Origin of the sequence: Bacillus sp. KICET-1 (assembly GCF_027721405.1) — a bacterium.
GTDB classification, from domain to species: Bacteria; Bacillota; Bacilli; order Bacillales; family Bacillaceae; genus Bacillus; species Bacillus velezensis.
Window position 1 is genome coordinate 1,899,575 of record NZ_CP113515.1, and the last position, 23,415, is coordinate 1,922,989.

The window sequence follows — 23,415 nt, forward strand, 5'->3', positions numbered from 1 at the left end:
AATGACGTGTATCCTGTCAGCATTGAAAATGTGACGGTAGCCTATCACAAAAAACCGGTCCTGCAGAACGTCACCATGCAGGTGCCGGAAGGAAAACTGATCGGGATTATCGGGCCGAACGGAGCCGGAAAATCAACGTTGATAAAAGCTGTTTTAGGATTAACGCCAAGCGCCTCCGGAACGGTCTCTATTTATGGGAAATCATCAGAAAAGGAGCGGAAGAGGATCGGCTATGTTCCGCAGCGCGGTTCTGTGGATTGGGATTTTCCGACAAGCGCTCTGGATGTCGTTTTAATGGGAAGATATGGGCATATCGGCTGGTGCAGGCGTCCGAAAAAACGTGATATTGATTTTGCTGAAGCCTGTTTGGATAAGGTCGGTATGCTTGATTATGCCAAAAGGCAGATCAGCCAGCTTTCAGGAGGCCAGCAGCAGCGGGTTTTTCTGGCCCGGGCTTTATGTCAGGATGCGGATATATACTTTATGGATGAACCGTTTGTGGGAGTTGACGCCGCTACGGAGCGGGCGATTATCACGCTGTTGACGGAATTAAAACAAAAAGGAAAAACCGTGCTCGTCGTCCATCATGACCTGCAGACGGCAAAGGAGTATTTCGATTGGATGCTGCTGCTGAACATGAGAAAGATTGCTTTCGGACCGACTGAACACGTGTTTACAATCGAAAATTTACAAAAAACGTACGGAGGAAGGCTTGCATTTTTGAAAGATCACCTCCTGGCCGAAGGGGGAACGGGCTGATGGCGCTGCATCATATATGGCTTCAGCTTCAGGAACCGAATACCCAATGGGTGTTGGCGGGAACTTTGCTTCTCGGCATGGCAAGCGGCGTGCTGGGAAGCTTTGTGCTTCTCAGGAGGCAGAGTCTGATCGGCGACGCCATGGCTCATTCGGCTTTGCCCGGAGTATGTCTTGCGTTTCTCATTGCCGGAGAAAAGACGATGCTGTTCTTCTTGATCGGAGCGGCTGCCGCGGGGCTTGCTGGAACTTGGTGCATCCAGAACATCACGGAGCATTCAAAAACGAAGGAGGATTCTGCGATCGGCATCGTATTGTCCGTGTTTTTCGGGATCGGCATTATTCTTCTGACCTATATTCAAAGACTCGGTTCCGGAAGCCAGAGCGGGCTTGATTCTTTTTTATTCGGTCAGGCGGCGTCACTCGTTAAACAGGACATTGTCATCATCGGAGTCATTTCTGCCGTTCTGCTTTTATTGTGCGCCGTCTTTTTTAAGGAATTCAAATTGATCACATTTGATATGGCATTTGCGAAAGGGGCGGGACTGCCTGTCAGGTTTCTGAACGGACTGCTGGTTTTTTTAATTGTTTGTGCGGTTGTGATCGGGCTGCAGACGGTCGGTGTCATCTTAATGGCGGCCATGCTTATTACGCCGGCGATCGCCGCAAGGTATTGGACGGAGCGTTTAACGGTCATGATCGTGCTGTCCGGATTAATCGGCGGGTTATCCGGTGTGGCGGGAACGCTTTTAAGTACGACGACGGACGGTATGGCGACCGGGCCGTTAATTATTTTAAGCGCGTCTTCCGTTTTTCTGTTTTCTCTATTATTCGCTCCGGATCGCGGACTGGTGTCAAAGACGGTTAAACTTTTCCGGCTGAGAAAAAAGACCGCTTTTGAACAAACGCTCTCAGCTATTTACGAGATGAGTGAACAAACGAATGAAACCTCAGTCACCGGGCAGATGTTGAAAAAAGAATGGGAGCGCCCTATCAGGAAACTGGAGAAAAAGGGATACCTCAAGCGCAGCGGAGCCGAACAATGGCGGATGACGGAGGCAGGGCTGACGAAGGGATACGAAATTGTCTTATCACAGCGCATGTATGAAGTTTACCTCATGCATGAAACGGAACTGGCCGGTATAGAAACGGCCGCCAGGGACGAATTTCATCCGGATCTTCTGCCGAAAGAACTGAAAGAAAAGCTTTTGCAGCTTTTACGATTGCACGGGCGAATGCCGAATGAATCACTTCAAAAGGAGAAAGGAGGCGCTTACAATGAGTTATGAAGCGTGGATTATCGCAACGGGAATCTTAGTCGGCGTGAGCTGCGCGTTAATCGGCACTTTTCTTGTGCTGAGAAACATGGCGATGCTTGCTGACGCGATCAGCCACACGGTGCTGCTCGGAATTGTCGGCGCTTTCCTTGTGACGGGAGCCCTTAACGGAATTCCGATGTTTATCGGGGCTGCGGCATCCGGGCTGCTGACGGCTTTTTTCGTACAGTTTCTGCACAGTAAAGGCGTGCAGTCTGACGCGGCTATCGGTGTCGTTTTTACGTCCTTGTTTGCGGTCGGCGTCATTCTGCTGTCTGTATACGGCAAGCATGTACATCTTGATATAGAACATTCGCTTATGGGAGAAATTGCTTTCGTTCCGTGGAATACAGCTCAGCTGTTCGGCGCTGATATCGGCCCTAAAGCGTTTTGGATGATTTTATCTGTGCTTATCATCAATGTGCTGCTGATTGTCTGCTGCTATAAAGAATTTAAAATCGCCGCCTTTGACCCGGAAATGGCGATAGCCATCGGCATTCCTGTCCTGGTCATTCATTATGTGCAGATGGGTATGCTGTCGCTTACGACGGTTGCTTCTTTTGATTCAGTGGGAGCGGTTTTAGTCGTTGCGATGCTGATTGTACCGCCTGCAGCCGCCTATTTACTGACAAACCGCCTTTCTTCCATGCTTTTCATCAGTGCGGGTATCGGCGGGCTGTCAGCCGTATTGGGATATGGCGCCGCCACATGGCTCAACGTGTCAATTTCAGGTGCGATGGCTGCGATGACCGGCGTGTTTTTTCTGCTGGCCTTTCTGTTTTCTCCGGCTCAAGGGCTGATTTCAAAAAGGCTTGCGGCGCGGAAATTAAAAAGAGCTGTATAAAACAGCTCTTTTCTTTTATAAATCATGCGGTTTAAAGGTTTTGCAATCCGTTTCTTCACTTTTTTCAGCGGTTTCGCCTGTATGGCTGACCACATAAATAGCGTCGGCCGTGCATTTGTTTCCTCTGCCCCAATATGAACAGTTATTGACTTCACACAGAATTTTTTGGTCCATGCTGGCTCCCCTCCAAGATAAAAGGTACGCCATTAGTATGAGCCGCCCTGATTTCTGTTATTCCTCCTGGCGGATATAACGTCTGTCTTTCATAAAGAGCTTCCAGAAGAAATAAAACCCGGGAAACAAAATGATGAAAGCGACGATATACGTCATAAACAGCGCCCTGAAGGTTGCCGGCTCCGTAAATCCTGACATGACCGTAATATCCGGATAAATCATATAAGGAAGATGCGCCCGTCCGTATGCATAGCTTGCCAGAAAGTATTGAAGCGCAATGGCGATCATGGCGATTCTCGGTTTGCCGAGGTTGCGGCCGAAGCGCTTATTCGGCAAAAACAGAGCCACGCCGGCAATGATAAATGTAATGACAGACAGAATGAGCCATGTCTTGTCTTTCATCATCCCCGTATACAGCCAGCCGGCTTCAGAGCGTAATGTCAGCATAATGAAGAAGGCAAACAGAAGCGACAGCGGCCCTGTTAGTAAAGAGCTCCGTCTGTAGATGCGGTACGCATGCTCCTCTTCCGCAACATTTGAAAAATCGGCCAGAAGCAGTGAAGATAAAAATAAAGTGCTTAAAATGGCAAAGCCGATAAACGCATACGCATTAAGGCTTGTAAAGACATTTTCCAAATTCAGGTGATACACGCCGCCCGTCTTCTCAATAAATCCTCCGTGTGTGACCGGAAGGACCAAAATCAGAACAGCGGGAATAATGAAGCCCGAAATTCCGGAGATATATCTCATGATTTTTCTTTCCTTCGCAGTATTGGAGAAGACGAGAAAGCCGCTGCGGATGGCCAAAAGCAGCAAAATAATACTCCCCGGGATCAATAAAACGGTTCCCAGCACGAAGGTTGCCCCTGGAAAGAAGCTGAATAGGGCGACAACGATCGCGACGATAAAGACGTTGGTCACTTCCCATGTCGGGGACAAATAACGGTTGGCGATGTTTGTCGCCTTTGTTTGTTCTCTATTTAAATAAATCATCGACCAAAAGCCTGCTCCGAAGTCCATCGTTGCCATGACCGCGTAGATAAACACGAAGCCCCATACGATTGATATCGCAATGAGAGCATCCATGGTAATGTCCATTTCAATTCAGCCCTTTCTATTGTTAGGATTCCGCCGCTTTTACATCCTCTTCAACAGGATGTTTGCGGAAATAATAAAGCAGCACATAAATGACTGCGGCTGCCAAAATGGCGTAAACGACCGTAAACAGGATGAACAGCAAACCGATTGAACCGGTTGTCGTGACGACATCAGACGTTTTCAAGAGATGGTAAATCACCCATGGCTGCCGCCCCGTACAAGCGAATATCCACCCGAATTCAATTCCGATCAGACTAAGCGGTCCTGCGGTTAAAAATAAAATCAAAAGCCAAGTCGGAAAGCTGTCTTTCTTTAAAATTTTTCTCCAGACGATGCCGACGATTGAGTACAAAATGAGCAGCATCCCGATGCCGACCATTCCGTTAAAAAGTGTATGGATGAATAAAGGCGGCCACTCGTCTTTCGGAAACGCGTTCAATCCTTTGACGACGGTATCAAAGCTGTTTGCAGCCAAAAAGCTTAAAGCCCAGGGTACTTCTATCGCCCATTTTACTTTTTCTTCTTTTGCGTCAGTAAAACCCCCGATCGCAAGCGGAGCGTGTGATCTAGTTTCAAACAGCCCTTCTGCGCCCGCAAGCTTCTCAGGCTGGTATTCGTAAAGAAGCTGGGCTGACTCGTGACCGTTTAAAGAGGCAAGAATGGAGAATATCCCGCCGATCGTTAAGGCGAGCAGCAGCGCTTTTCGGTGAAAGCGGTATACCTGCTCCTGTTTTCTCGTTCTCAGCATTTTATAAGCCGCAACTGACGCAACGATAAATGCACCGGTCATGAAAGCCGTCAGTACGACATGGCCCGCGGTGGTGAAAAAGCTTGGATTAAAAAACGCTGCCCACGGTTCGACGTCAGTGATTTTGCCGTTTAAAATTTTAAAGCCGGCCGGCGTTCCTTCAAATGCGTGAACATTTGTGATTAAGACGGCGGATGCCGCGGCGCCGATCAAAACGAAAATAACGGCAATGATGCGCATCGCCGGAGTCAGCCGGTCAGCGGCGTAGACATAAATGGACATAAACAGCGCTTCGATAAAGAAAGCATAAATTTCAATCTGAAACGGGAGTGACATCACCCTGCCGATGACTTCCATGAATCCGGGCCACAAAAGGGCAAGCTGTGTACCCGCGATCGTTCCGGTCGGTATCGCCACGCCGAGCAGAACAGCCTGCGCCTTCGTCCACCTTTTCGCCATAATGGCATAATGCGGATCTTTTGTTTTCTGATAAATCAATTCAGCCATTAAAATCATCAGAGGCAAGCCGACACCAAGCGTCGCAAAAATAATATGAAAGCCCATGGTTGTCCCGAACAGGCTTCTGGCTAACACTAAATCATCCACGATCATAAACCGCCTTTCTAAATTACCGTATTATGTAATGTGGTTATATTATTTGCTGAAGCGATTAGATTATTCTTCTGATTCCATATATGTGCAGGGTTTAGAAACCAAGGGATCAGGGCATATATGATTGACAAGCGGTTATTTAAGGTTTAAAATAAAACGTAATCATTACGATTTGAGAAAGGGAGATCAGCATGAAAAAAGATATTCATCCGGATAACCATCAGGTGATTTTTCAAGATGTGAACAGCGGCTACCGCTTTTTAAGCCATTCTACGAAAACGTCAGAGGAAACGGCAGAGTGGGAAGACGGAAAAACATACCCGCTGATTAAAGTAGAAGTCAGCTCAGATACGCATCCGTTTTATACAGGCCGCCAAAAATTCAACGAAAAAGGCGGGAGAGTCGAACAGTTCAACAAAAAATACAATATGGGGAAATAAGACAAGCCCAATGGGGTTTGTCTTATTTATTGAGCACTTTGTCATCTCGTGCGGGGAGTGACGAATTGACCCGTCTTATGTTATATTGTGAATAAAAAAGAAGAAAGGAAACACCAAGATGAGTCTTCTAAACGATATCATGCAATTTAATGAGCAGTTCACTAAAAACAAAGATTATGAAAAATACCAAACATCTAAATTCCCGGATAAAAAGATGGCGATTTTGTCTTGTATGGACACGCGTCTTGTAGAATTGCTTCCGCATGCGATGAACATGCGAAACGGCGATGTGAAAATTATTAAAAGTGCCGGCGCGCTTGTCGCCCACCCGTTCGGAAGTATCATGCGCAGCCTTTTAGTGGCCGTATACGAATTAAACGCCGATGAAGTCTGCGTTATCGGCCACCATGATTGCGGCATGAGCAAAATCAACAGCGAGGATATGCTTGATAAAATTATCGACCGCGGTATTCCGAAAGAGCGGATTGACATGCTGAAGCACTCAGGAGTTGATCTTGATCAATGGCTGAAAAGCTTTGATTCAGTAGAAGCGAGTGTTACAGACAGCGTAAACGTCATTAAACACCATCCGCTATTCCCTGACAATGTGCCGGTGCACGGTCTGGTGATTGATCCTGAAACCGGTAAACTTGATCTGGTGATCGACGGCTACCAGCATATGGACTAATGTTTTTGTTTTTTGTCCGGTACGGGATCAACACCGCCCGGATGAAAAGGGTGGCACTTTAAAATCCGCTTCAGTGTCAGCCATCCGCCTTTTAATGCGCCGTGAGTCTTGACGGCTTCGATTCCGTACTGTGAACACGTCGGATAAAAGCGGCATGACGGCGGTGTCAGCGGAGAGATGAACTTCTGGTATCCGCGGATGAACGCAATCATTATGGTTTTCATCAAAAAACCACCTTTCTGATGCTAGTATAGAAAAAAAATTTCAGATTGAAAAGCTTCCGCCACAATTCTTATCGGAAAACTGTGTTATAATGGATGCATATTCTGAAAAAAAGGGAGTGCCATTATGCCTTCAGTAGAAAGTTTTGAGCTTGACCATAATGCGGTTGTGGCTCCGTATGTAAGACATTGCGGAGTGCATAAAGTCGGAACAGACGGCGTCGTGAATAAGTTTGACATTCGCTTCTGCCAGCCGAACAAACAGGCGATGAAGCCGGATACGATTCATACGCTTGAGCACTTGCTTGCGTTTACGATTCGCACACATTCTGAGAAATACGATCACTTCGACATCATAGATATCTCACCGATGGGCTGCCAGACAGGCTATTATCTTGTTGTCAGCGGCGAGCCGACAGCGGAAGAAATTGTGGACCTGCTTGACGCTACGCTGAAAGAAGCCATCGATATTACGGAGATTCCGGCGGCCAACGAAAAACAGTGCGGCCAGGCGAAACTTCATGATTTAGAAGGCGCGAAACGCCTGATGCGTTTCTGGCTGTCACAGGATAAAGAAGATTTGCTGAAAGTGTTCGGATAAAAAACAGGCCTTTTTGCTGACATGCAAAAAGGCTTTTTTACATATTTCTAAAAAATGTCACACCTTGTGTGTAAGCGTTTGCTAAAATAGAAGCAAACATAAAGGAGTGATGGGATGAAACGGGCTGTATTGGCAGGTATGTGCGGTATGGTATTTTTATTATCTTCCTGCGGGGGCAATTCGGACAAAACCTCCGCGGATGAGGAGCCTAAAGCGCTTGAGGTCAAGCTTACAGGACCGGAAACGGCAGCACCGCATGAAAAAGCGGAATACAAGGCGGAGGTTTTTTACGGCGGCAAGCGTGTCACGGATGCGGATGAAGTCATGTTTGAAGTATGGAAAGAAGGAAAAAAAGGCAGCAGCAAAACAAGCAAGGCCAAGGAGGAAAAAGGGGCGTATCACCTGCGGACTGAATTTGATGAAGAGGGTGTCTATACCGTTCAATCCCACGTAACGGCAAAACAGCAGCATAATATGCCGACTGTAAAAGTGCGTGTCGGGGATGCTGAAGCTGCCGATGATTCCTCCGGCCATGAGGAACAGACGCATCATCATTAAGGATCTTTTTTATCCGTTAAGCCTTTTGATGCGTCCTCCGGCGGGTCAATCGTATGTTTTACATTATAAGCTCTTACAGTCGACCAGATGGATAAAAGCAGCACGGCGAGCACGATAAGAAAGCCGAAGCTCAGAAGAAGCAGCATGAAATCCCTCCTTTTTAACAAATCATAACATATTTTCCATCCGTAAAATCAAGGGCTAAAAATTTATGTTTTAACACACGATATATAGGGTATATCAATAGTAAACCAAAGGAGGAAGATAGGCATGTCAGAAAAACTATTGGATGCAGTCAATAAGCAAGTTGCAAACTGGACGGTCATGTATGTGAAATTACATAACTATCATTGGTACGTCAAAGGGAAGGACTTTTTCACATTGCATGAAAAGTTCGAGGAGCTGTATAACGAAACGGCTACATATATTGATGATCTGGCAGAACGTCTGCTGGCATTAAACGGCAAGCCGATCGGCACAATGACGGAATCATTGAAGACAGCGTCTGTAAAAGAAGCGGAAGGCAATGAGAGCGCAGAACAAATGGTACAGAACATTTATGATGATTTCACTGTCATTGCGGAAGAGCTGAAAAGCGGCATGGACCTCGCAGATGAGGTAGGAGACGAAACGACCGGTGATATGCTGCTTGCCATTCACCAGAATATCGAGAAACATAACTGGATGCTGAAAGCGTATTTAGGATAAATCAACAAGGGAAGACCGGGGCTATAAAGCACTCGGTCTTTTATTTGGCTGCCGAAGAGAGGTGTTGTCCATTTTTCTGAAAAATCCAGTCCGTTCCATTCACTTTTCATAGAATAATGTAAGGCCGTTTCTGTGAAAGGATGTTGGATCAAGTGGGCAAAGACTTTGGCATCTTTTCGTTTTTTGCAGTGATCGTGTCGGCAGCGGGGTTTTTCTTCGGAGGTTTTCAGTATTCGTTTCTGATTTTGCTATCGGTCATGGCGATTGAGTTTATCAGTACAAGCTTAAAAGAATCTCTTTTGCAGCAGCTGAGCGCAAGAAAGCTTTTTGCGCGGCTGGTCAAAAAAATCGTGACCCTGGCATTAGTCTCAGTTTGCCATTTTTTTGACCAGCTGCTTCATACCGAAGGCGCCATCCGTAATTTGGCTATCATGTTTTATATCTTATACGAATCGGTTCAGATCGTGATTACGGCAAGCTCGCTGGGCATACCGGTTCCGCAGGTGCTCGTCGACCTATTGGATACCCTGAAAAATAAATTCAAGCGCAAACCGTAACATTTGCTTCAAAGGAGGCTATACTAGCGGGTATGATGGTTTTCCTCTGAATTTTTGATAAAGGGCTTCCGAACAAACGCAACTGTGGTATGATGTATGGAAGATATGAAGGAACGGATTAGAGGGATAAACATGTACGAGTTTAAAGACTATTATCAGAACACTGTTCAGCTCTCCTTTGAACACCAGCCTTTTTCAGACAGCCCGAAGCACGTATGGGTCATATGCCGATATGGAGATAAGTGGCTTTTGACCGAGCATGAAGACCGGGGGTTTGAATTTCCGGGCGGAAAAGTGGAGCCGATGGAATGTGCGGAGGAAGCGGCCCTGCGCGAGGTGAAAGAAGAAACCGGTGCCGCGGTAAGACATCTGAAGTACGTCGGACAGTATAAAGTTCTCGGCAGGGAAAAGGTAATCGTGAAGAATATTTATTTTGCCGATATTGAAAAGCTTGAAAAACAGGCTGACTATTTTGAAACAAAGGGGCCGGTGCTGTTCAGCGAACTGCCGGAGAATCTCCCCCGAAATAAAAAATTCAGTTTCATTATGAAAGATTCGGTGCTTCCGATCAGTCTGAAAAAGCTGAAAGAGGACGGCGTATTTCAATCATAAAAAACGAAGACCCGGCGCTTACGCACGGGTCTTTTTTATATTTTTCCTTTCGTCCATTTTCTTTCTAACAGTTCGACTCCCTGATACATCAATGTTGCAAAAATCGCGATGATCAGAAGGCTTAAGAACACAAGAGTGAAATTGAAGACCTGGAATCCGTAAATGATCATGTAGCCCAGACCTTTTTCGGAAACGAGAAACTCGCCGACGATGACACCGACCCAGGATAAACCGACGTTCACTTTAAGCGCGGAAATAATCGCGGGGGCGCATGCCGGCAGAATGACTTCTTTAAACATGATGCTTCTTTTCGCTCCGAAAGTTTTCATCACCTTAATATAGTTTTCATCCACTTCCTGAAAAGCCGTAAAGACGACGATTGTCGTGATAATGACACTGATGACTGCTCCCATGGCGACAATGCTTGTGAAATTCGGTCCGAGTGCCACGATGAGAATCGGTCCGAGTGCGACCTTCGGCATCGCGTTTAAAATGACGAGGTACGGGTCTAAAACCCGGGCGAGCCTGTTTGACCACCATAACAGAGCGGCGAGGCATGTGCCGAGAAGCGTGCCGAGCAAAAAGCCGAGAACGGTTTCTCCTAAGGTTACGCCGATGTGCGCCGCAAGGGATCCGTCCGCAATCTTTTCAACTAAAAGCCTGCAAACGGCGGAGGGTGAGCTGAAGATTAACGGATCGATCCAGCCCGCCCTGCTCGATATTTCCCATCCGGCAAAAAATACGATGAAAATGGCGGCCTGATACGCACGGATCCGGAGCTTTTCTTTTTGGTGTCTTTTCTTAAACTGCTGATGAAGCTGTTCAATCGTGCCGCTGCTGTTTTTCAAGGGAATTCAGCTCCTTCCATATGGTTTGAAACAGCGGCTGAAAGGCCGGATCCTGACGCGCGTCAAACGGATCTAAAGCCGCGAGCTCCTTAGGCACGGTGAATATTTGGTGGATGGTGCCCGGCTGATTCGAAAATAAATAGATCGTATCGCTCATGGCGATGGCTTCACCGATATCGTGGGTGACGAGCACGGCGGTTTTTTGAAAATCCTTTAATGTTCTGAAGACAAGGTTTTCTAAAGAAAGCTTCGTTTGAAAGTCCAGCGCGGAAAACGGTTCATCAAGGAGCAGCAGGCCCGGGTCCGGCGCAAGAGTTCTGGCAAGTGCCGCCCGCTGCCGCATCCCGCCTGACAGCTCTTTCGGGTATTTTTTTTCAACGCCGATTAATCCGAGCTTAGGCAGAAGGCTGAGAACTTCAGCTCTTTTTTCTTCTGTTAATGTTTTTGAAATGTGTAAACCGAGCAGCACGTTTTCCTCAATTGATTTCCAAGGAAATAAATAATCCTGTTGAAGCATATAACCGATTTGGTGTTCTTTATGGTTCGGCACGCTTCCTTCAATCAGCACCCGGCCTTGCGCAGGGGTGATAAGGCCGGCCAGAATGGACAGGAGTGTTGTTTTTCCGCATCCGCTCGGCCCGAGAAAGGAGATGAAATCCCCTTTTTCAATCTGAAAATGTATATCTTTCACGGCGGTTGTCTTTTCTTTCAGCGAGAAATAAGTATGTGTTACATGATCCACATGTAAAAAAGACATTCATGTTCCTCCTATTGTTCTGAGGTGACTTTTTTGGCGATTTTTGTGTTGACGAGTTTGCTGTACGGAATGTGTTTCGGGAGCTCTCCGGCTTCATCCATAATAGATTGAAGCTGTTCCCATTCATCCTTTTGCAGAACTGGGTCTGCAGAGAATGACTTTTGTTTTTTATAGCGCTCTATTGATGTTTCGATAATGGCCGGATCAGTATCGGCAAATTCCTTCTGAATCGTTTTTGCGATGTCTTTGGCCGGATGGCTTTCCACCCATTGCTGGGCGCGATAGATGGCGCGGGTGAATTTTTCCGCCGTCTTTTCATTGCTTTTCAAATAACTTTCTTTTGCCATAAAGGTTGTGTATGGCACTTGGCCGGAAGCTTCTCCGAAGGATGCGACGATATGGCCGATGCCTTCTTTTTCAAATTGGGATGCCGTCGGTTCAAACAGCTGCACATAATCACCCGTTCCGGATGCGAATGCGTTGGAAATATTGGCGAAATCAATGTTTTGAACGAGGTTAATGTCTTTTTTCGGTTCTATGTGATTCTTTTTCAGGGCGTACTCACCGGCCATTTGGGGCATGCCGCCTTTTCGCTGGCCGAGAAATGTTTTTCCTTTTAAATCGCTCCATTTGAATGATTTCTCATCCTTCCGTGACACGAGAAATGTGCCGTCCGTCTGTGTCAGCTGCGCGAAGTTGATGACCGGATCTTTTGCTCCCTGCGCCTCCACGTAAATGGATGTTTCAGAACCGACCAGCGCGATGTCAGACCCGTTTGACAAAAGCGATGTCATCGTTTTGTCTCCGCCCCATGTTGTTTGAAGTGACACTTGGAGCCCTTCTTTTTTAAAGAAACCTTTTGCTTCAGCGACATACAGAGGCGTATAGAAGATGGAGTGTGTGACTTCCGCCACCTTTACCTTCGTCAGACTTTCTTCCTGTCTGCAGGCCGGAAGAATGAGCAGGAAAAAGGCGCATATGACAAAAACGCAGCCCGTTTTGAGCCATTTGTTCACGGTGTAACCTCCTTGTTTTAAGCGTTAAAATAACCTTTTCTGCTTTACATATCGTATGATGGGTATAAAAAATGTGTGAGTGCCCATATTCACGTTGGGAAAGAATAAAAAAACTGATGATATAAGGAGGCTCATTGTTTTGCTGGTAGAAAAGAAAAGGTTCCCGTCTCCGAGTCCGCATGTCCGCCTCTTTGAGGTATGCTATGAGTCAGAAGGGCTGAAGGTAAAGGGGCTCCTTGCCGAGCCTGCGGCGCCGGGCACATATGACGGTTTTTTATATTTGCGCGGCGGCATAAAAAATGTCGGCATGGTACGCCCCGGAAGAATCGTTCAATTCGCTTCCCAAGGCTTTGTCGTGTTTGCGCCTTATTACAGAGGCAACCAGGGCGGCGAGGGAAATGAAGATTTTGCGGGAGAGGACAGAGAGGACGCGTTTTCCGCTTTTCGCCTGCTTCGGGAGCATCCGAACGTCAGGGAAGGGCGGGTGCATATTTTCGGTTTTTCCCGGGGCGGAATCATGGGGCTTTTGACCGCGATTGAAATGGGGCATCAAGCGGCTTCGCTCGTATCATGGGGCGGTGTGAGCGATATGGTGCTTACTTATGAAGAGCGGAAGGATATGCGGCGGATGATGAAGCGGGTGATCGGCGGCACGCCGAAAAAGGTGCCGGATGAATACAGATGGCGTTCGCCGTTTGAAAACGCAGACCGCATTCAGGCCCCTGTACTTCTCATCCATGGAGAGAATGATAAGAATGTTTCGATCGAACACGCCCGGATGATCGAGGACAAGCTGAAAGAGGCGGGGAAACCGGTGGAAACCTGGTATTACAGCGGTTTTACGCATTATTTTCCGCCGCAGGAAAACAGACGCATTGTCCGGCGGCTGGCGGAATGGATGAAGACACGGTAAGATGCCTGATTTATGATATGATAATAAAGAATAAGAGAATGAAAGGGGATTTTCATTTTGGGAATGCCTGTTGAATTTAATACCATGATTGTGACAAAAGGCAATGAAAAACGGATAGAGGAAAATATCTTTTTATTGGAGAAAGAGGGCTATCGCGTCTATCCTCTTGATATTCCGATGGACGTGCGCAAAACGAAAACCGGCGAGAAATCCGGCACCGGCGAGGTCCAAAAGCTCGAATGGGCGAACGGCCGGACAAGCATTACATACAGACTCACGTCGCTTCATTCGACAAACTGAAAAAACAAAAGCCGAGGGCATAAACGCCCTTGGCTTTTTTGATTACACGAGAGGTCCGCCGGCTTTGGCAATCGAGTCTGCATGGGAAAACTTTTTAAAGTTTTCTTTAAACTCATTGGCTAAAAACAGCGCTTTTTCGTTGTATGCTTGTTTATCGCTCCATGTGTTTTCAGGCTGAAGAACTTCATCCGGAACGCCCGGAACATGAACGGGACTGCGCAGGCCGAAAATGCTGTCTGCCGTCATGTCAGTCTGGTTCAGTCTGCCTTCAATAGCGGCCTTGACCATCGCTCTTGTATACGAAAGTTTCATCCGTTCTCCGACTCCGTACCCTCCGCCGGTCCAGCCTGTGTTGACCAAGAAGACTTGAACGCCGTGTTCGTCGATTTTATGCCCGAGCATTTCGGCATATACATGCGCCGGAAGCGGAAGGAACGGTGAACCGAAGCACGTCGAGAAAGTCGTTTGCGGAGATGTCACGCCGCGCTCGGTTCCCGCGAGTTTACTGGTGTACCCGCTTAAGAAGTGATACATCGCCTGTTCCTTCGTCAGTTTGCTGATCGGAGGGAGCACACCGAATGCGTCCGCCGTTAAAAAGACGATTGCCTGCGGATGGCCGGCAATGCTCGGCTGCACGATATTGCCGATCATCTCAATCGGATATGCGGCTCTTGTGTTTTCCGTGTAGAAGGAATTATCGTAATCCGCTTCACCCGTTTTTTCATCAAGCACGACATTCTCAAGAACAGACCCGAAGCGGATCGCACGAAAAATCTGCGGTTCTTTTTCCTCGCTCAGATTGATACATTTAGCGTAACATCCGCCTTCAATGTTGAAAACGCCGGAATCTGACCAGCCGTGCTCGTCATCGCCGATCAGTTTGCGGTCCGCATCGGCTGAAAGCGTCGTTTTCCCTGTGCCGGAAAGACCGAAAAACAGGGCGACATCGCCTTTTTCACCGACATTGGCTGAGCAGTGCATCGGCAGTATATCCTGCTGCGGAAGCAGGAAGTTCATAATGGAGAATATTGATTTTTTCATTTCTCCGGCGTATTCGGTGCCGCCGATTAAAATGACGCGCTTTTCGAAAGAGACAATGATAAATGTTTCCGAATGCGTGCCGTCCGTCTCCGGATCTGCTTTAAAATGCGGAGCCGAGAGAATGGTGAAAGGCTGCGCTTGCGGATCTCTTTCATCCGTCTCCGGTCTGATAAACAGCTGGCGTGCGAATAAATTGTGCCACGCAAATTCATTTACGACCGTAATCGGGAGTCTGTATTTTTCATCCGCTCCTGCGAATCCTTCAAAAACAAACAGTTCATCCCGCTGTTTTAAGTAGCTGACGACTTTGGCGTACAGCTTTTCAAACGCCTCTTCAGAAATGGGCTGATTCACCGCGCCCCAATCAATTTGATTTTCTGTGCTTTGTTCACGGACGATAAATTTATCTTTAGGTGACCTGCCTGTATAAGCGCCGGTGGTGGCGCGTACAGCGCCCGTTGATGTCAGCGTTCCTTCATTTCGGCTGATCACTTTTTCGGTAAGTTTTGGAGCCGATAAATTATGATGCACATTCGGACTTGCAAGTAATGCTTGAAGATCTGCGGTTAAATCAACTAATTTCATAAAAACCTTCCTTTGCCGGTTTATTTGTATTTCGCTGAATGTGGAATTAGTATAACATATATCTGAAAATAGTCTATACTATTTGCGGTTTTTTGTTTGTGTTTTTCCATTGCTTCCCGAAATAAAGGCGCGTAATCGCTTTAATTCATATTGACACTTTCCGCCCTTTTACGATAAGATATTTCATTGAGCGGATACTCTTATCCCGAGCTGGCGGAGGGACAGGCCCGATGAAGCCCAGCAACCGGTTTCTCTGTAAAAAAGCAGGTGAAAACACTGTGGGAAACCAAGGTGCTAACCTGATGCAAGGTTTAATATTTTCCTTGAGCGATAAGAGTGAAAGGCACACAGACCAAACCCTTTCCTCGAGTGGAAAAGGTTTTTTTATTTCATAAAATATGCCAATTAACATTCTCTGATATAGTATGACATTGTATTAAGAGGGAGCGAGTTCCGTATCATATGAGAAGGTCTTGCAAAAGATCTTTTTTCAGGAGGAAAAGTGAATGAGTAAAAACCGTCGACTATTTACATCTGAATCTGTTACTGAGGGTCATCCGGACAAAATCTGTGACCAAATTTCTGACAGTATCTTAGATGAGATTTTAAAAAATGACCCGAACGCGCGCGTGGCCTGCGAAACATCTGTAACGACAGGACTTGTGCTGGTAAGCGGAGAGATTACTACATCAACATACGTTGACATTCCGAAAACAGTCCGTGAAACGATTAAAGAAATCGGCTACACACGCGCCAAATACGGATTTGATGCGGAGACTTGCGCTGTTTTAACATCAATTGATGAACAGTCTGCGGATATCGCAATGGGTGTCGATCAGGCTCTTGAAGCGCGTGAAGGCACAATGAGCGATGCTGAAATCGAAGCAATCGGAGCGGGAGACCAAGGCCTGATGTTCGGTTATGCGTGTAACGAAACGAAAGAGCTTATGCCGCTTCCGATCTCTTTGGCGCATAAATTAGCCCGCCGTTTGAGCGAAGTCCGCAAAGAAGACATTCTTCCGTATCTTCGCCCTGACGGCAAAACGCAAGTTACCGTTGAATATGATGAAAACAACAAGCCGGTCCGCATCGACGCGATCGTTATTTCAACTCAGCACCACCCGGAAATTACGCTTGAGCAGATTCAGCGCAATCTGAAAGAGCATGTCATTAATCCTGTCGTGCCTGAGGAACTGATCGATGAAGAAACAAAATACTTCATCAACCCTACGGGACGTTTCGTAATCGGCGGACCTCAAGGTGACGCGGGTCTTACCGGCCGTAAAATCATCGTTGACACATACGGCGGATATGCACGCCACGGCGGCGGCGCATTCTCCGGTAAGGATGCGACGAAGGTAGACCGTTCTGCGGCATACGCTGCGAGATACGTAGCGAAAAACATCGTGGCAGCAGGCCTTGCTGATTCTTGTGAAGTGCAGCTTGCATACGCAATCGGCGTGGCACAGCCTGTTTCTATTTCCATCAATACATTTGATACAGGAAAAGCTTCTGAAGAAAAACTGATCGAAGTCGTACGGAATAACTTCGACCTGAGACCTGCCGGCATTATTAAAATGCTTGATCTGCGCCGCCCGATCTATAAGCAGACTGCTGCTTACGGCCACTTCGGACGTCATGATGTGGATCTTCCTTGGGAGCGTACTGACAAGGCGGATGCGCTTCGCAAAGAAGCACTAGGAGAATAATTTTATAGCCGCTTACTTAAGCGGCTTTCCCTTTTTGTAGATGCTGCCATGCTTATTTTTACATAGCGTGAAACCAATGGCGTAACACAGCGTCTATAAAAAGGGGGTCCAATTAGAAAATTACACTTATGGAGGCTATACTATGTGTGGATTTGTCGGTGTTTTTAATAAGCATCCATTAACTCAAACCGCAGATCAAGAAGAGCTAATCAAACAAATGAACCAAATGATCGTTCACCGCGGTCCTGACAGCGATGGGTATTATCATGACGAGCACGTCGGATTCGGCTTCAGACGGCTCAGTATTATTGACGTAGAAAACGGCGGACAGCCTTTATCATATGAAGACGAAAAATATTGGATCATTTTTAACGGCGAAATCTATAACTACATTGAATTGAGAGAAGAGCTTGAAGCGAAAGGCTACACTTTCAATACAGATTCCGATACTGAAGTGCTCCTTGCGACATACCGTCATTATAAAGAAGAAGCCGCTTCAAAGCTTCGCGGAATGTTTGCGTTTTTAATCTGGAACAAAGCTGACCGCGTTATGTACGGCGCGAGAGACCCGTTCGGCATTAAGCCGCTGTATTACACAACCATCGGGGACAAAGTATATTTTGCATCTGAAAGAAAAAGTTTAATGGCCGCTCAAAACGGCATTGATCTTGATACAGCTTCTTTACAGCAATATATGTCTTTCCAATTCGTTCCTGAACCGAGCACGCTTGACGCTGAAGTGAAAAAAGTCGAGCCGGGCAGCCAGTTTACGATCCGCCCGGAAGGCGACATCGCGTTTAAAACATATTTCAAAGCGAACTTCAAGCCTGTTCAGTCTGATGAAGATAAATTGGTGAAAGAAGTCAGAGACGCAATCTTTGACTCTGTCAAAGTTCACATGAGAAGTGACGTTCCTGTCGGTTCGTTTCTATCCGGCGGTATCGACTCTTCTTTTATCGTCTCAGTTGCGAAAGAATTTCACCCGAGCCTTAAAACATTTTCCGTCGGTTTTGAGCAGCAGGGCTTCAGTGAGGTTGACGTAGCGAAGGAAACGGCTGCCGCGCTCGGGATTGAAAATATCAGCAAAGTCATTTCTCCTGAGGAGTATATGAACGAGCTTCCGAAAATCGTCTGGCACTTTGATGACCCGCTTGCAGATCCGGCGGCGATTCCTTTGTACTTTGTCGCAAAAGAAGCGAAAAAACATGTAACGGTCGCGTTATCCGGGGAAGGCGCGGACGAGCTGTTCGGCGGGTACAATATTTACCGCGAACCGCTTTCGCTTAAACCGTTTGAACGCATTCCGTCCGGTCTGAAAAAAATGCTTCTTCATGTGGCGTCCGTCATGCCTGAAGGAATGAGAGGGAAAAGCCTCTTAGTCCGCGGCTGCACACCGCTTGAGGAGCGTTATATCGGTAATGCGAAGATTTTTGAAGAGCCCGTGAAAAAACAGCTGCTCAAACATTACAATCCAGAGCTTTCATACCGTGATGTCACGAAGCCGTACTTTACGGAAAGCCGTTCATACAGCGACATTAATAAAATGCAGTATGTTGACATCCATACGTGGATGCGCGGCGACATCCTGTTAAAGGCTGACAAAATGACGATGGCCAACTCATTGGAACTGCGCGTGCCGTTCCTTGATAAAGTCGTGTTTGACGTGGCTTCTAAAATTCCGGATGAACTGAAAACGAAAAACGGCACGACGAAATACCTTCTGCGCAAAGCTGCTGAAGGGGTAGTGCCTGATCATGTGCTTAACCGCAAAAAACTCGGCTTCCCTGTGCCGATCCGCCACTGGCTGAAAAATGAAATGAACGAATGGGTTCGCAACATCATTCGTGAAAGTGAAACAGATGCTTATATTGAAAAGGATTATGTCCTTCAGCTTCTAGAAGATCATTGTGCCGACAGAGCGGACAACAGCCGCAAAATCTGGACCGTGCTGATCTTCATGATCTGGCACAGCATCAATGTTGAAAAAAGACTGGTGCCGGAAGAGCTGAATCATCAGCCGAAAGAAGTCATTTTCGTTTAATCCAAAAGGCTTTCGATGTTATCGAAAGCCTTTTTTCTATTGTTTTTTTGTAAACCGTCTATTCCGCTCTGTTTTCGACAAAGTATTACGCAATATTCAGAAAAAGGTTATAATAGGACTAATCGGGTAGATTCCGGAAAGTGTTTTCTGGCTATTTCGTCTCGGTTTGTTGTTTCTTTGTCAAAATCAGGGGGAGGGAGAGTTATGCAAAACAAAGAAAAAACGCTTCACCGCGGCTTGGAAGAGCGGCATATCTCGCTTATGTCGTTGGGCGCCGCGATTGGAGTCGGGCTGTTTCTCGGGTCGGCTTCTGCCATAAAGCTTGCCGGGCCGGGGATTTTAGCCGCTTACGCCTGCAGCGGACTGATTATGTTTTTTATTATGCGGGCATTAGGGGAAATGGCGATTCAAAAGCCTGTAGCCGGCTCATTCAGCCGGTATGCCAGAGATTATCTCGGTCCGCTTGCCGGGTTTTTAACAGGCTGGAATTATTGGTTTTTATGGGTTGTTACCTGCATGGCGGAAATCACCGCGGTCGGCATTTATATGGGCTACTGGTTCCCTGACGTGCCGTCATGGATCTGGGCGCTTTGTGCACTCGTCATTATGACGGCTGTCAACTTTCTGGCGGTTAAAGCGTACGGTGAGCTTGAATTCTGGTTTGCGCTCATTAAAGTCTTGGCGATTCTGTCAATGATCGCGATCGGTCTGGTGATGATCGTATTCGGTCTCGGAAACGGAGGCGTTGCGCTCGGAATCAGCAATTTATGGAGCCACGGCGGCTTTTTCCCGAATGGGATTAAAGGGGTGCTGCTGTCGCTTCAAATGGTCATGTTTGCCTATCTCGGGATTGAGCTGATCGGTGTCACAGCCGGTGAGGTCAAAAATCCGGAAAAATCACTGGCGCGGGCCATAGATACTGTTTTTTGGCGCATTCTCATTTTTTACGTCGGAGCTTTGTTTGTCATTATGTCAATTTATCCGTGGCAGGAAATCGGTTCAGGCGGAAGCCCGTTTGTTTTGACATTTGAAAAAATCGGAATCCCCGCTGCAGCCGGAATCATTAATTTTGTCGTATTGACGGCGGCTCTTTCTTCCTGCAACAGCGGGATCTTCAGCACGGGGCGCATGCTGTTCAATCTGGCGGAGCAAAATGAAGCGCCTAAAGCATACGGTACGGTCACAAAAGGCGGTGTGCCGGGAAAAGCGGTATTGGTTTCAGCGGGCGCGTTGTGCATCGGCGTTTTGCTGAACTACGTGGTGCCGGCGAAAGTGTTTACGTGGGTGACGAGCATTGCGACGTTCGGGGCGATTTGGACATGGTCGATTATTTTGCTTTCCCAAATGAAATACCGTAAAAGCTTACAGCCGGAACAACGGAAAAAACTGAAATATAAAATGCCTTTATACCCCTTTTCCTCATATATCTCGCTGGCATTTCTCGCTTTTGTCGTTGTGCTGATGGCTTTTGATGCAGAGACCAGGGTGGCCGTCATCATCGGTCCTGTCTGGTTCGGCATATTATTAGCCGCTTATTACGGGAAAGGTTTCCATAAAAGAAAAGACATAGGTCTGGAAAACGGACAGACATTCGCCGAAAAAGCGTAAAAAAAGAGCCCGGGACATGGGCTCTTTTTTTCATAGGATCGGGCCGGCGGGGGAAGAATAAAACAAATTCCTGAACATTTTGCTTCTGTTTCCTGACAATCGGGAGAATGCAAATGGTTTTTACTTAAATAATATTTTGAAAAATGGTACAGTAGTAAAAACAAAGCTGATCTATTTTTATTTCTTTTGCAGTGTTTTATAATATCGGCCTTTTTCAACATATTCCGTTCTGATTCTTTCCATGTCCTGTATGTCTTCTTCTGTCAGCCGGCGGATAACCTTTGCGGGCCGGCCGAACGCAAGACAGCCGGGAGGAATGGTTTTGCCCGGAGGAACGAGACTTCCGGCGCCGATAAACGCGCCTTCTCCGATTTCCGCCCCGTCAAGAATGACGGAGCCCATACCGATTAAAGCATTCTTTCTGATGATTGCGCTGTGCAGTGTAACCTGATGGCCGATCGTGACGTCATCTTCAATAAGAAGCGGGCGGTTCGGGCTTTGATGCAGACAGCTCAAGTCTTGTATGCTGACTCTTTTTCCGATCCTTGTCGGCGCAACATCCCCCCGGATGACGGCCGAGAACCAGATGCTCGATTGTTCTCCGATCACGACGTCGCCCGTTATGACGGCGTTATCCGCAATGAACGCTTCAGGATGTATGTCCGGCGTAAATTGTTTATAAGGGTAGATTATCATGTCTCATCCTTCTTTCTCTAAATTTATGTAAGAGGTGAACTGCATGTGGACTTGGAAAGCAGACAGGCCCGTCGGTACCATTGTCATTATCCACGGGGCGAGCGAATACCACGGGCGTTATAAATGGCTCGTTGAAATGTGGAGATCTTCCGGATATAACGTGGTGATGGGCGATTTGCCCGGTCAGGGAACGTCGACCCGCGCCAGAGGGCATATTCGCTCTTTCCAAGAATACATTGATGAAGTAGATATATGGATTGATAAAGCGAGAACGCTTGAAGCGCCCGTTTTCCTTTTGGGCCACAGCATGGGCGGACTGATTGCGATAGAATGGTTTAAGCAGCAGAGAAATCCCCGCATTACGGCACTCATTTTATCATCACCTTGTCTGGGTCTGCAAATAAAAGTCAATAAAGTCCTTGATTTTGCGTCTAAAGGACTGAACGTCCTCGCTCCGTCCCTCAGAGTGGATTCCGGCTTATCACCTGATATGGCAACGAGGAATGCGGATATGATTGAAGCGGATCAAAACGATTCTTTATATGTCACGAAGGTATCCGTAAGATGGTACAGAGAGCTTTTAAAAACCATTGATGCCGCTATGGTGCCGACTGATGCGTTTTTAAAGGTGCCGCTTTTGCTTATGCAGGGCGGTGATGACAAAATCGTCGATAAAATGAAGGTCCGCAAATGGTTTTCCGGTGTGGCTTCCCATAATAAATCGTATCGGGAATGGGAAGGGCTTTATCATGAAATTTTTAATGAACCGGAAAGAGAAACTGTGTTTAAGGCGGCAAAAGCCTTTACAGATCAGTATATTTGAATTCGCTGGGGGTGCATATGTTGACAGTACCGGAACATCCTTTTAACCTTATGGCAAAAGTGTATCGGGAAATTTTCCCGCTCGTTCATCAGGAATTGAACATGTGGCGGGAAAAATCAGATTCCATTAAAAATACCGAACTGCGGCAGCAGGCGGCCGCAAGTATCCGCGATAAATCGTTTCATTGTGAAGGCGGCGGCATTTTAGCCTTGCTTTCGGGAGAACAAAAACAGAAATGCGTGCAATTTATCATCGCGTATCAGACAATCAGTGATTATCTGGACAATCTGTGCGACCGCAGCACCTCGCTTGATCCGGAGGACTTCCGCATGCTTCATCTTTCCATGCGTGACGCGCTGACGGTCGGTGCCGAGGTGCGGCCGTACTATCAGTACAGAGAGGAGCGGGATGACGGCGGTTATCTTCATGAGCTGGTCAGAACATGCCAGCGGGTGCTCGGGTCAATAGAACATTACGGTATCATTAAACCTTATTTGCTTGAGCTGTGTGATTATTATTGCGATCTTCAGGTTCATAAGCATGTCGTTGAGCATGAACGCGTTCCGAGGCTTAAAGCCTGGTTTGAGCAGTACCGGTCACAGCTTCCGGAAATGGAGTGGTTTGAGTTCTCGGCCTGCGCCGGATCGACGTTAGGCATTTTCTGTCTCGTTGCTTACTCATTCCAGCCTGATTTTAACGAACATACCGCTGAGAAAATCCGCAGCAGTTATTTTCCGTACATACAAGGGCTGCATATACTGCTCGATTATTTAATTGACCAGGAAGAGGATCTGCTTGAAGGCGATCTGAATTTCTGTACGTATTATCAGTCTCATGAAGAAATGATGCAGAGACTGCAGCATTTTATTGAAAAAGCGGATGAACATTTGCAAGGCATTCCGCATGAAAATTTTCACCGGCTGATCAACAGGGGGCTGCTCGGTGTCTATTTATCCGATGACAAAGTCGCCGGCCAAAAAGAAATGGGCCGCCTCGCGCGAAAGCTGATCAGGGCAAGCGGAAAAACGTCATTTTTCTTTTATATCAACGGAAGAGCCTACCGCAAATTTCAGAAGATGGCTTGGACGAAAAATTCGTAATGGGGAACTGCGCCTCTCGTGTACATTGACGGCGCAGTTTTTTTA

General features: G+C 47.0%; 27 protein-coding genes and 1 riboswitch. Of the genes, 17 read left to right on the top strand and 10 right to left on the bottom strand.

Annotated elements, in window-relative coordinates:
* Positions 1-6 precede the first annotated feature (6 nt).
* Genes OVA33_RS09785 through OVA33_RS09795 form a run of 3 tightly spaced genes read left to right on the top strand, consistent with a single transcriptional unit; the run spans position 7 to position 2,916 of the window.
* The gene (locus tag OVA33_RS09785) at positions 7-759 is read left to right on the top strand and encodes a metal ABC transporter ATP-binding protein (RefSeq protein WP_014418707.1); all 753 of its coding nucleotides are present in this window, start codon (positions 7-9) and stop codon (positions 757-759) included.
* Entirely contained in the window at positions 759-2,045 is a 1,287-nt protein-coding gene (locus OVA33_RS09790; protein ID WP_063636804.1) for a metal ABC transporter permease, read from the top strand. The genes OVA33_RS09785 and OVA33_RS09790 overlap by 1 nt, the downstream gene beginning before the upstream one ends.
* On the top strand, positions 2,035-2,916 hold the full coding sequence (locus tag OVA33_RS09795) for a metal ABC transporter permease (protein ID WP_061862507.1): 882 nt from the start codon (positions 2,035-2,037) through the stop codon (positions 2,914-2,916). The genes OVA33_RS09790 and OVA33_RS09795 overlap by 11 nt, the downstream gene beginning before the upstream one ends.
* Positions 2,917-2,931: 15 nt before the next feature.
* On the opposite strand, the gene OVA33_RS09800 is transcribed toward OVA33_RS09795, so the two are convergent.
* The 3 genes from OVA33_RS09800 to OVA33_RS09810 are packed head-to-tail and all read right to left on the bottom strand — an operon-like array spanning position 2,932 to position 5,542.
* Positions 2,932-3,090, bottom strand: a complete 159-nt coding sequence (locus tag OVA33_RS09800) for a DUF1540 domain-containing protein (RefSeq protein ID WP_007408842.1) — start codon at positions 3,088-3,090, stop codon at positions 2,932-2,934.
* Between the two features lie 57 nt (positions 3,091-3,147).
* Complete coding sequence (locus tag OVA33_RS09805; protein ID WP_021494497.1) at positions 3,148-4,188, bottom strand: cytochrome d ubiquinol oxidase subunit II; 1,041 nt, start codon at positions 4,186-4,188, stop codon at positions 3,148-3,150.
* A gap of 22 nt (positions 4,189-4,210) precedes the next feature.
* Positions 4,211-5,542 carry a cytochrome ubiquinol oxidase subunit I gene (locus tag OVA33_RS09810; protein WP_025649757.1) on the bottom strand — a complete coding sequence of 444 codons (1,332 nt, stop codon included), beginning with the start codon at positions 5,540-5,542 and terminating at the stop codon, positions 4,211-4,213.
* Positions 5,543-5,739: 197 nt separating this feature from the next.
* Between OVA33_RS09810 and OVA33_RS09815 the strand changes: the two genes are divergently transcribed.
* Entirely contained in the window at positions 5,740-5,988 is a 249-nt protein-coding gene (locus OVA33_RS09815) for a type B 50S ribosomal protein L31 (RefSeq protein WP_003152229.1), read from the top strand.
* Positions 5,989-6,106: 118 nt separating this feature from the next.
* Positions 6,107-6,676: a beta-class carbonic anhydrase gene (locus OVA33_RS09820; protein ID WP_003152233.1), complete on the top strand. Its 570-nt coding sequence runs from the start codon at positions 6,107-6,109 to the stop codon at positions 6,674-6,676.
* Here OVA33_RS09820 and yidD read toward each other — a convergent pair.
* Positions 6,673-6,900: a membrane protein insertion efficiency factor YidD gene (gene yidD, locus OVA33_RS09825; RefSeq protein ID WP_007408838.1), complete on the bottom strand. Its 228-nt coding sequence runs from the start codon at positions 6,898-6,900 to the stop codon at positions 6,673-6,675. The two genes, OVA33_RS09820 and yidD, sit on opposite strands and share 4 nt — an antisense overlap.
* A gap of 124 nt (positions 6,901-7,024) precedes the next feature.
* On the opposite strand from yidD, the gene OVA33_RS09830 reads away from it, so the two are divergent.
* Positions 7,025-7,498 carry an S-ribosylhomocysteine lyase gene (locus OVA33_RS09830; protein WP_003152237.1) on the top strand — a complete coding sequence of 158 codons (474 nt, stop codon included), beginning with the start codon at positions 7,025-7,027 and terminating at the stop codon, positions 7,496-7,498.
* 114 nt (positions 7,499-7,612) lie between these two features.
* Positions 7,613-8,056 carry a FixH family protein gene (locus OVA33_RS09835; RefSeq protein ID WP_014418701.1) on the top strand — a complete coding sequence of 148 codons (444 nt, stop codon included), beginning with the start codon at positions 7,613-7,615 and terminating at the stop codon, positions 8,054-8,056.
* Here OVA33_RS09835 and ytzI read toward each other — a convergent pair.
* Positions 8,053-8,202 (bottom strand): YtzI protein, encoded by a 150-nt coding sequence (gene ytzI / locus OVA33_RS09840; RefSeq protein WP_014418700.1) that lies wholly within the window; start codon positions 8,200-8,202, stop codon positions 8,053-8,055. The two genes, OVA33_RS09835 and ytzI, sit on opposite strands and share 4 nt — an antisense overlap.
* A gap of 124 nt (positions 8,203-8,326) precedes the next feature.
* Here ytzI and OVA33_RS09845 point away from each other — a divergent pair, with 124 nt between their 5' ends.
* The 3 genes from OVA33_RS09845 (at position 8,327) to ytkD (ending at position 9,933) form a co-directional block, all read left to right on the top strand.
* Positions 8,327-8,764: a Dps family protein gene (locus tag OVA33_RS09845; protein WP_007408835.1), complete on the top strand. Its 438-nt coding sequence runs from the start codon at positions 8,327-8,329 to the stop codon at positions 8,762-8,764.
* Between the two features lie 152 nt (positions 8,765-8,916).
* Positions 8,917-9,321, top strand: coding sequence for a phage holin family protein (locus OVA33_RS09850; RefSeq protein WP_007408834.1), 405 nt, complete (start codon positions 8,917-8,919; stop codon positions 9,319-9,321).
* A gap of 132 nt (positions 9,322-9,453) precedes the next feature.
* A complete protein-coding gene (ytkD, locus tag OVA33_RS09855; RefSeq protein WP_003152244.1) occupies positions 9,454-9,933 on the top strand; it encodes an RNA deprotection pyrophosphohydrolase in 480 nt (159 codons plus the stop codon).
* Between the two features lie 35 nt (positions 9,934-9,968).
* Here the strand turns inward: ytkD and OVA33_RS09860 are convergent, their stop codons facing one another.
* From OVA33_RS09860 to OVA33_RS09870, 3 genes are read right to left on the bottom strand one after another with little or no spacing between them, the layout of a single operon-like run.
* Positions 9,969-10,781: an ABC transporter permease gene (locus tag OVA33_RS09860; RefSeq protein ID WP_014418698.1), complete on the bottom strand. Its 813-nt coding sequence runs from the start codon at positions 10,779-10,781 to the stop codon at positions 9,969-9,971.
* Positions 10,756-11,538: an ABC transporter ATP-binding protein gene (locus tag OVA33_RS09865; protein WP_003152246.1), complete on the bottom strand. Its 783-nt coding sequence runs from the start codon at positions 11,536-11,538 to the stop codon at positions 10,756-10,758. Before OVA33_RS09865 ends, OVA33_RS09860 begins: the two co-directional genes overlap by 26 nt.
* An 11-nt stretch (positions 11,539-11,549) precedes the next feature.
* Entirely contained in the window at positions 11,550-12,554 is a 1,005-nt protein-coding gene (locus tag OVA33_RS09870) for an ABC transporter substrate-binding protein (RefSeq protein ID WP_025649756.1), read from the bottom strand.
* Between the two features lie 139 nt (positions 12,555-12,693).
* On the opposite strand from OVA33_RS09870, the gene OVA33_RS09875 reads away from it, so the two are divergent.
* Both OVA33_RS09875 and OVA33_RS09880 read left to right on the top strand, forming a co-directional pair.
* Complete coding sequence (locus OVA33_RS09875; RefSeq protein WP_025649755.1) at positions 12,694-13,467, top strand: alpha/beta hydrolase family protein; 774 nt, start codon at positions 12,694-12,696, stop codon at positions 13,465-13,467.
* Between the two features lie 57 nt (positions 13,468-13,524).
* Complete coding sequence (locus tag OVA33_RS09880) at positions 13,525-13,767, top strand: DUF2584 domain-containing protein (protein ID WP_003152249.1); 243 nt, start codon at positions 13,525-13,527, stop codon at positions 13,765-13,767.
* Positions 13,768-13,809: 42 nt separating this feature from the next.
* Here OVA33_RS09880 and pckA read toward each other — a convergent pair whose 3' ends face one another.
* Positions 13,810-15,393 carry a phosphoenolpyruvate carboxykinase (ATP) gene (pckA, locus tag OVA33_RS09885; protein ID WP_007613256.1) on the bottom strand — a complete coding sequence of 528 codons (1,584 nt, stop codon included), beginning with the start codon at positions 15,391-15,393 and terminating at the stop codon, positions 13,810-13,812.
* 197 nt (positions 15,394-15,590) lie between these two features.
* A riboswitch (SAM riboswitch) is annotated at positions 15,591-15,730 on the top strand.
* A gap of 169 nt (positions 15,731-15,899) precedes the next feature.
* Between pckA and metK the strand changes: the two genes are divergently transcribed.
* From metK to alaP, 3 genes are all read left to right on the top strand, one after another.
* Positions 15,900-17,102: a methionine adenosyltransferase gene (gene metK, locus OVA33_RS09890; protein ID WP_003152253.1), complete on the top strand. Its 1,203-nt coding sequence runs from the start codon at positions 15,900-15,902 to the stop codon at positions 17,100-17,102.
* Positions 17,103-17,244: 142 nt separating this feature from the next.
* On the top strand, positions 17,245-19,143 hold the full coding sequence (asnB, locus tag OVA33_RS09895) for an asparagine synthase (glutamine-hydrolyzing) (RefSeq protein ID WP_003152255.1): 1,899 nt from the start codon (positions 17,245-17,247) through the stop codon (positions 19,141-19,143).
* Positions 19,144-19,347: 204 nt separating this feature from the next.
* Positions 19,348-20,751, top strand: coding sequence for an alanine permease AlaP (alaP, locus tag OVA33_RS09900; protein WP_017418420.1), 1,404 nt, complete (start codon positions 19,348-19,350; stop codon positions 20,749-20,751).
* Between the two features lie 177 nt (positions 20,752-20,928).
* On the opposite strand, the gene OVA33_RS09905 is transcribed toward alaP, so the two are convergent.
* Entirely contained in the window at positions 20,929-21,444 is a 516-nt protein-coding gene (locus OVA33_RS09905) for a gamma carbonic anhydrase (RefSeq protein ID WP_025649754.1), read from the bottom strand.
* Positions 21,445-21,490: 46 nt separating this feature from the next.
* Here OVA33_RS09905 and OVA33_RS09910 point away from each other — a divergent pair, with 46 nt between their 5' ends.
* Both OVA33_RS09910 and OVA33_RS09915 read left to right on the top strand, forming a co-directional pair.
* Positions 21,491-22,270, top strand: coding sequence for an alpha/beta hydrolase (locus tag OVA33_RS09910; protein ID WP_003152261.1), 780 nt, complete (start codon positions 21,491-21,493; stop codon positions 22,268-22,270).
* 20 nt (positions 22,271-22,290) lie between these two features.
* Complete coding sequence (locus OVA33_RS09915) at positions 22,291-23,370, top strand: tetraprenyl-beta-curcumene synthase family protein (RefSeq protein ID WP_025649753.1); 1,080 nt, start codon at positions 22,291-22,293, stop codon at positions 23,368-23,370.
* Positions 23,371-23,415 lie beyond the last annotated feature (45 nt).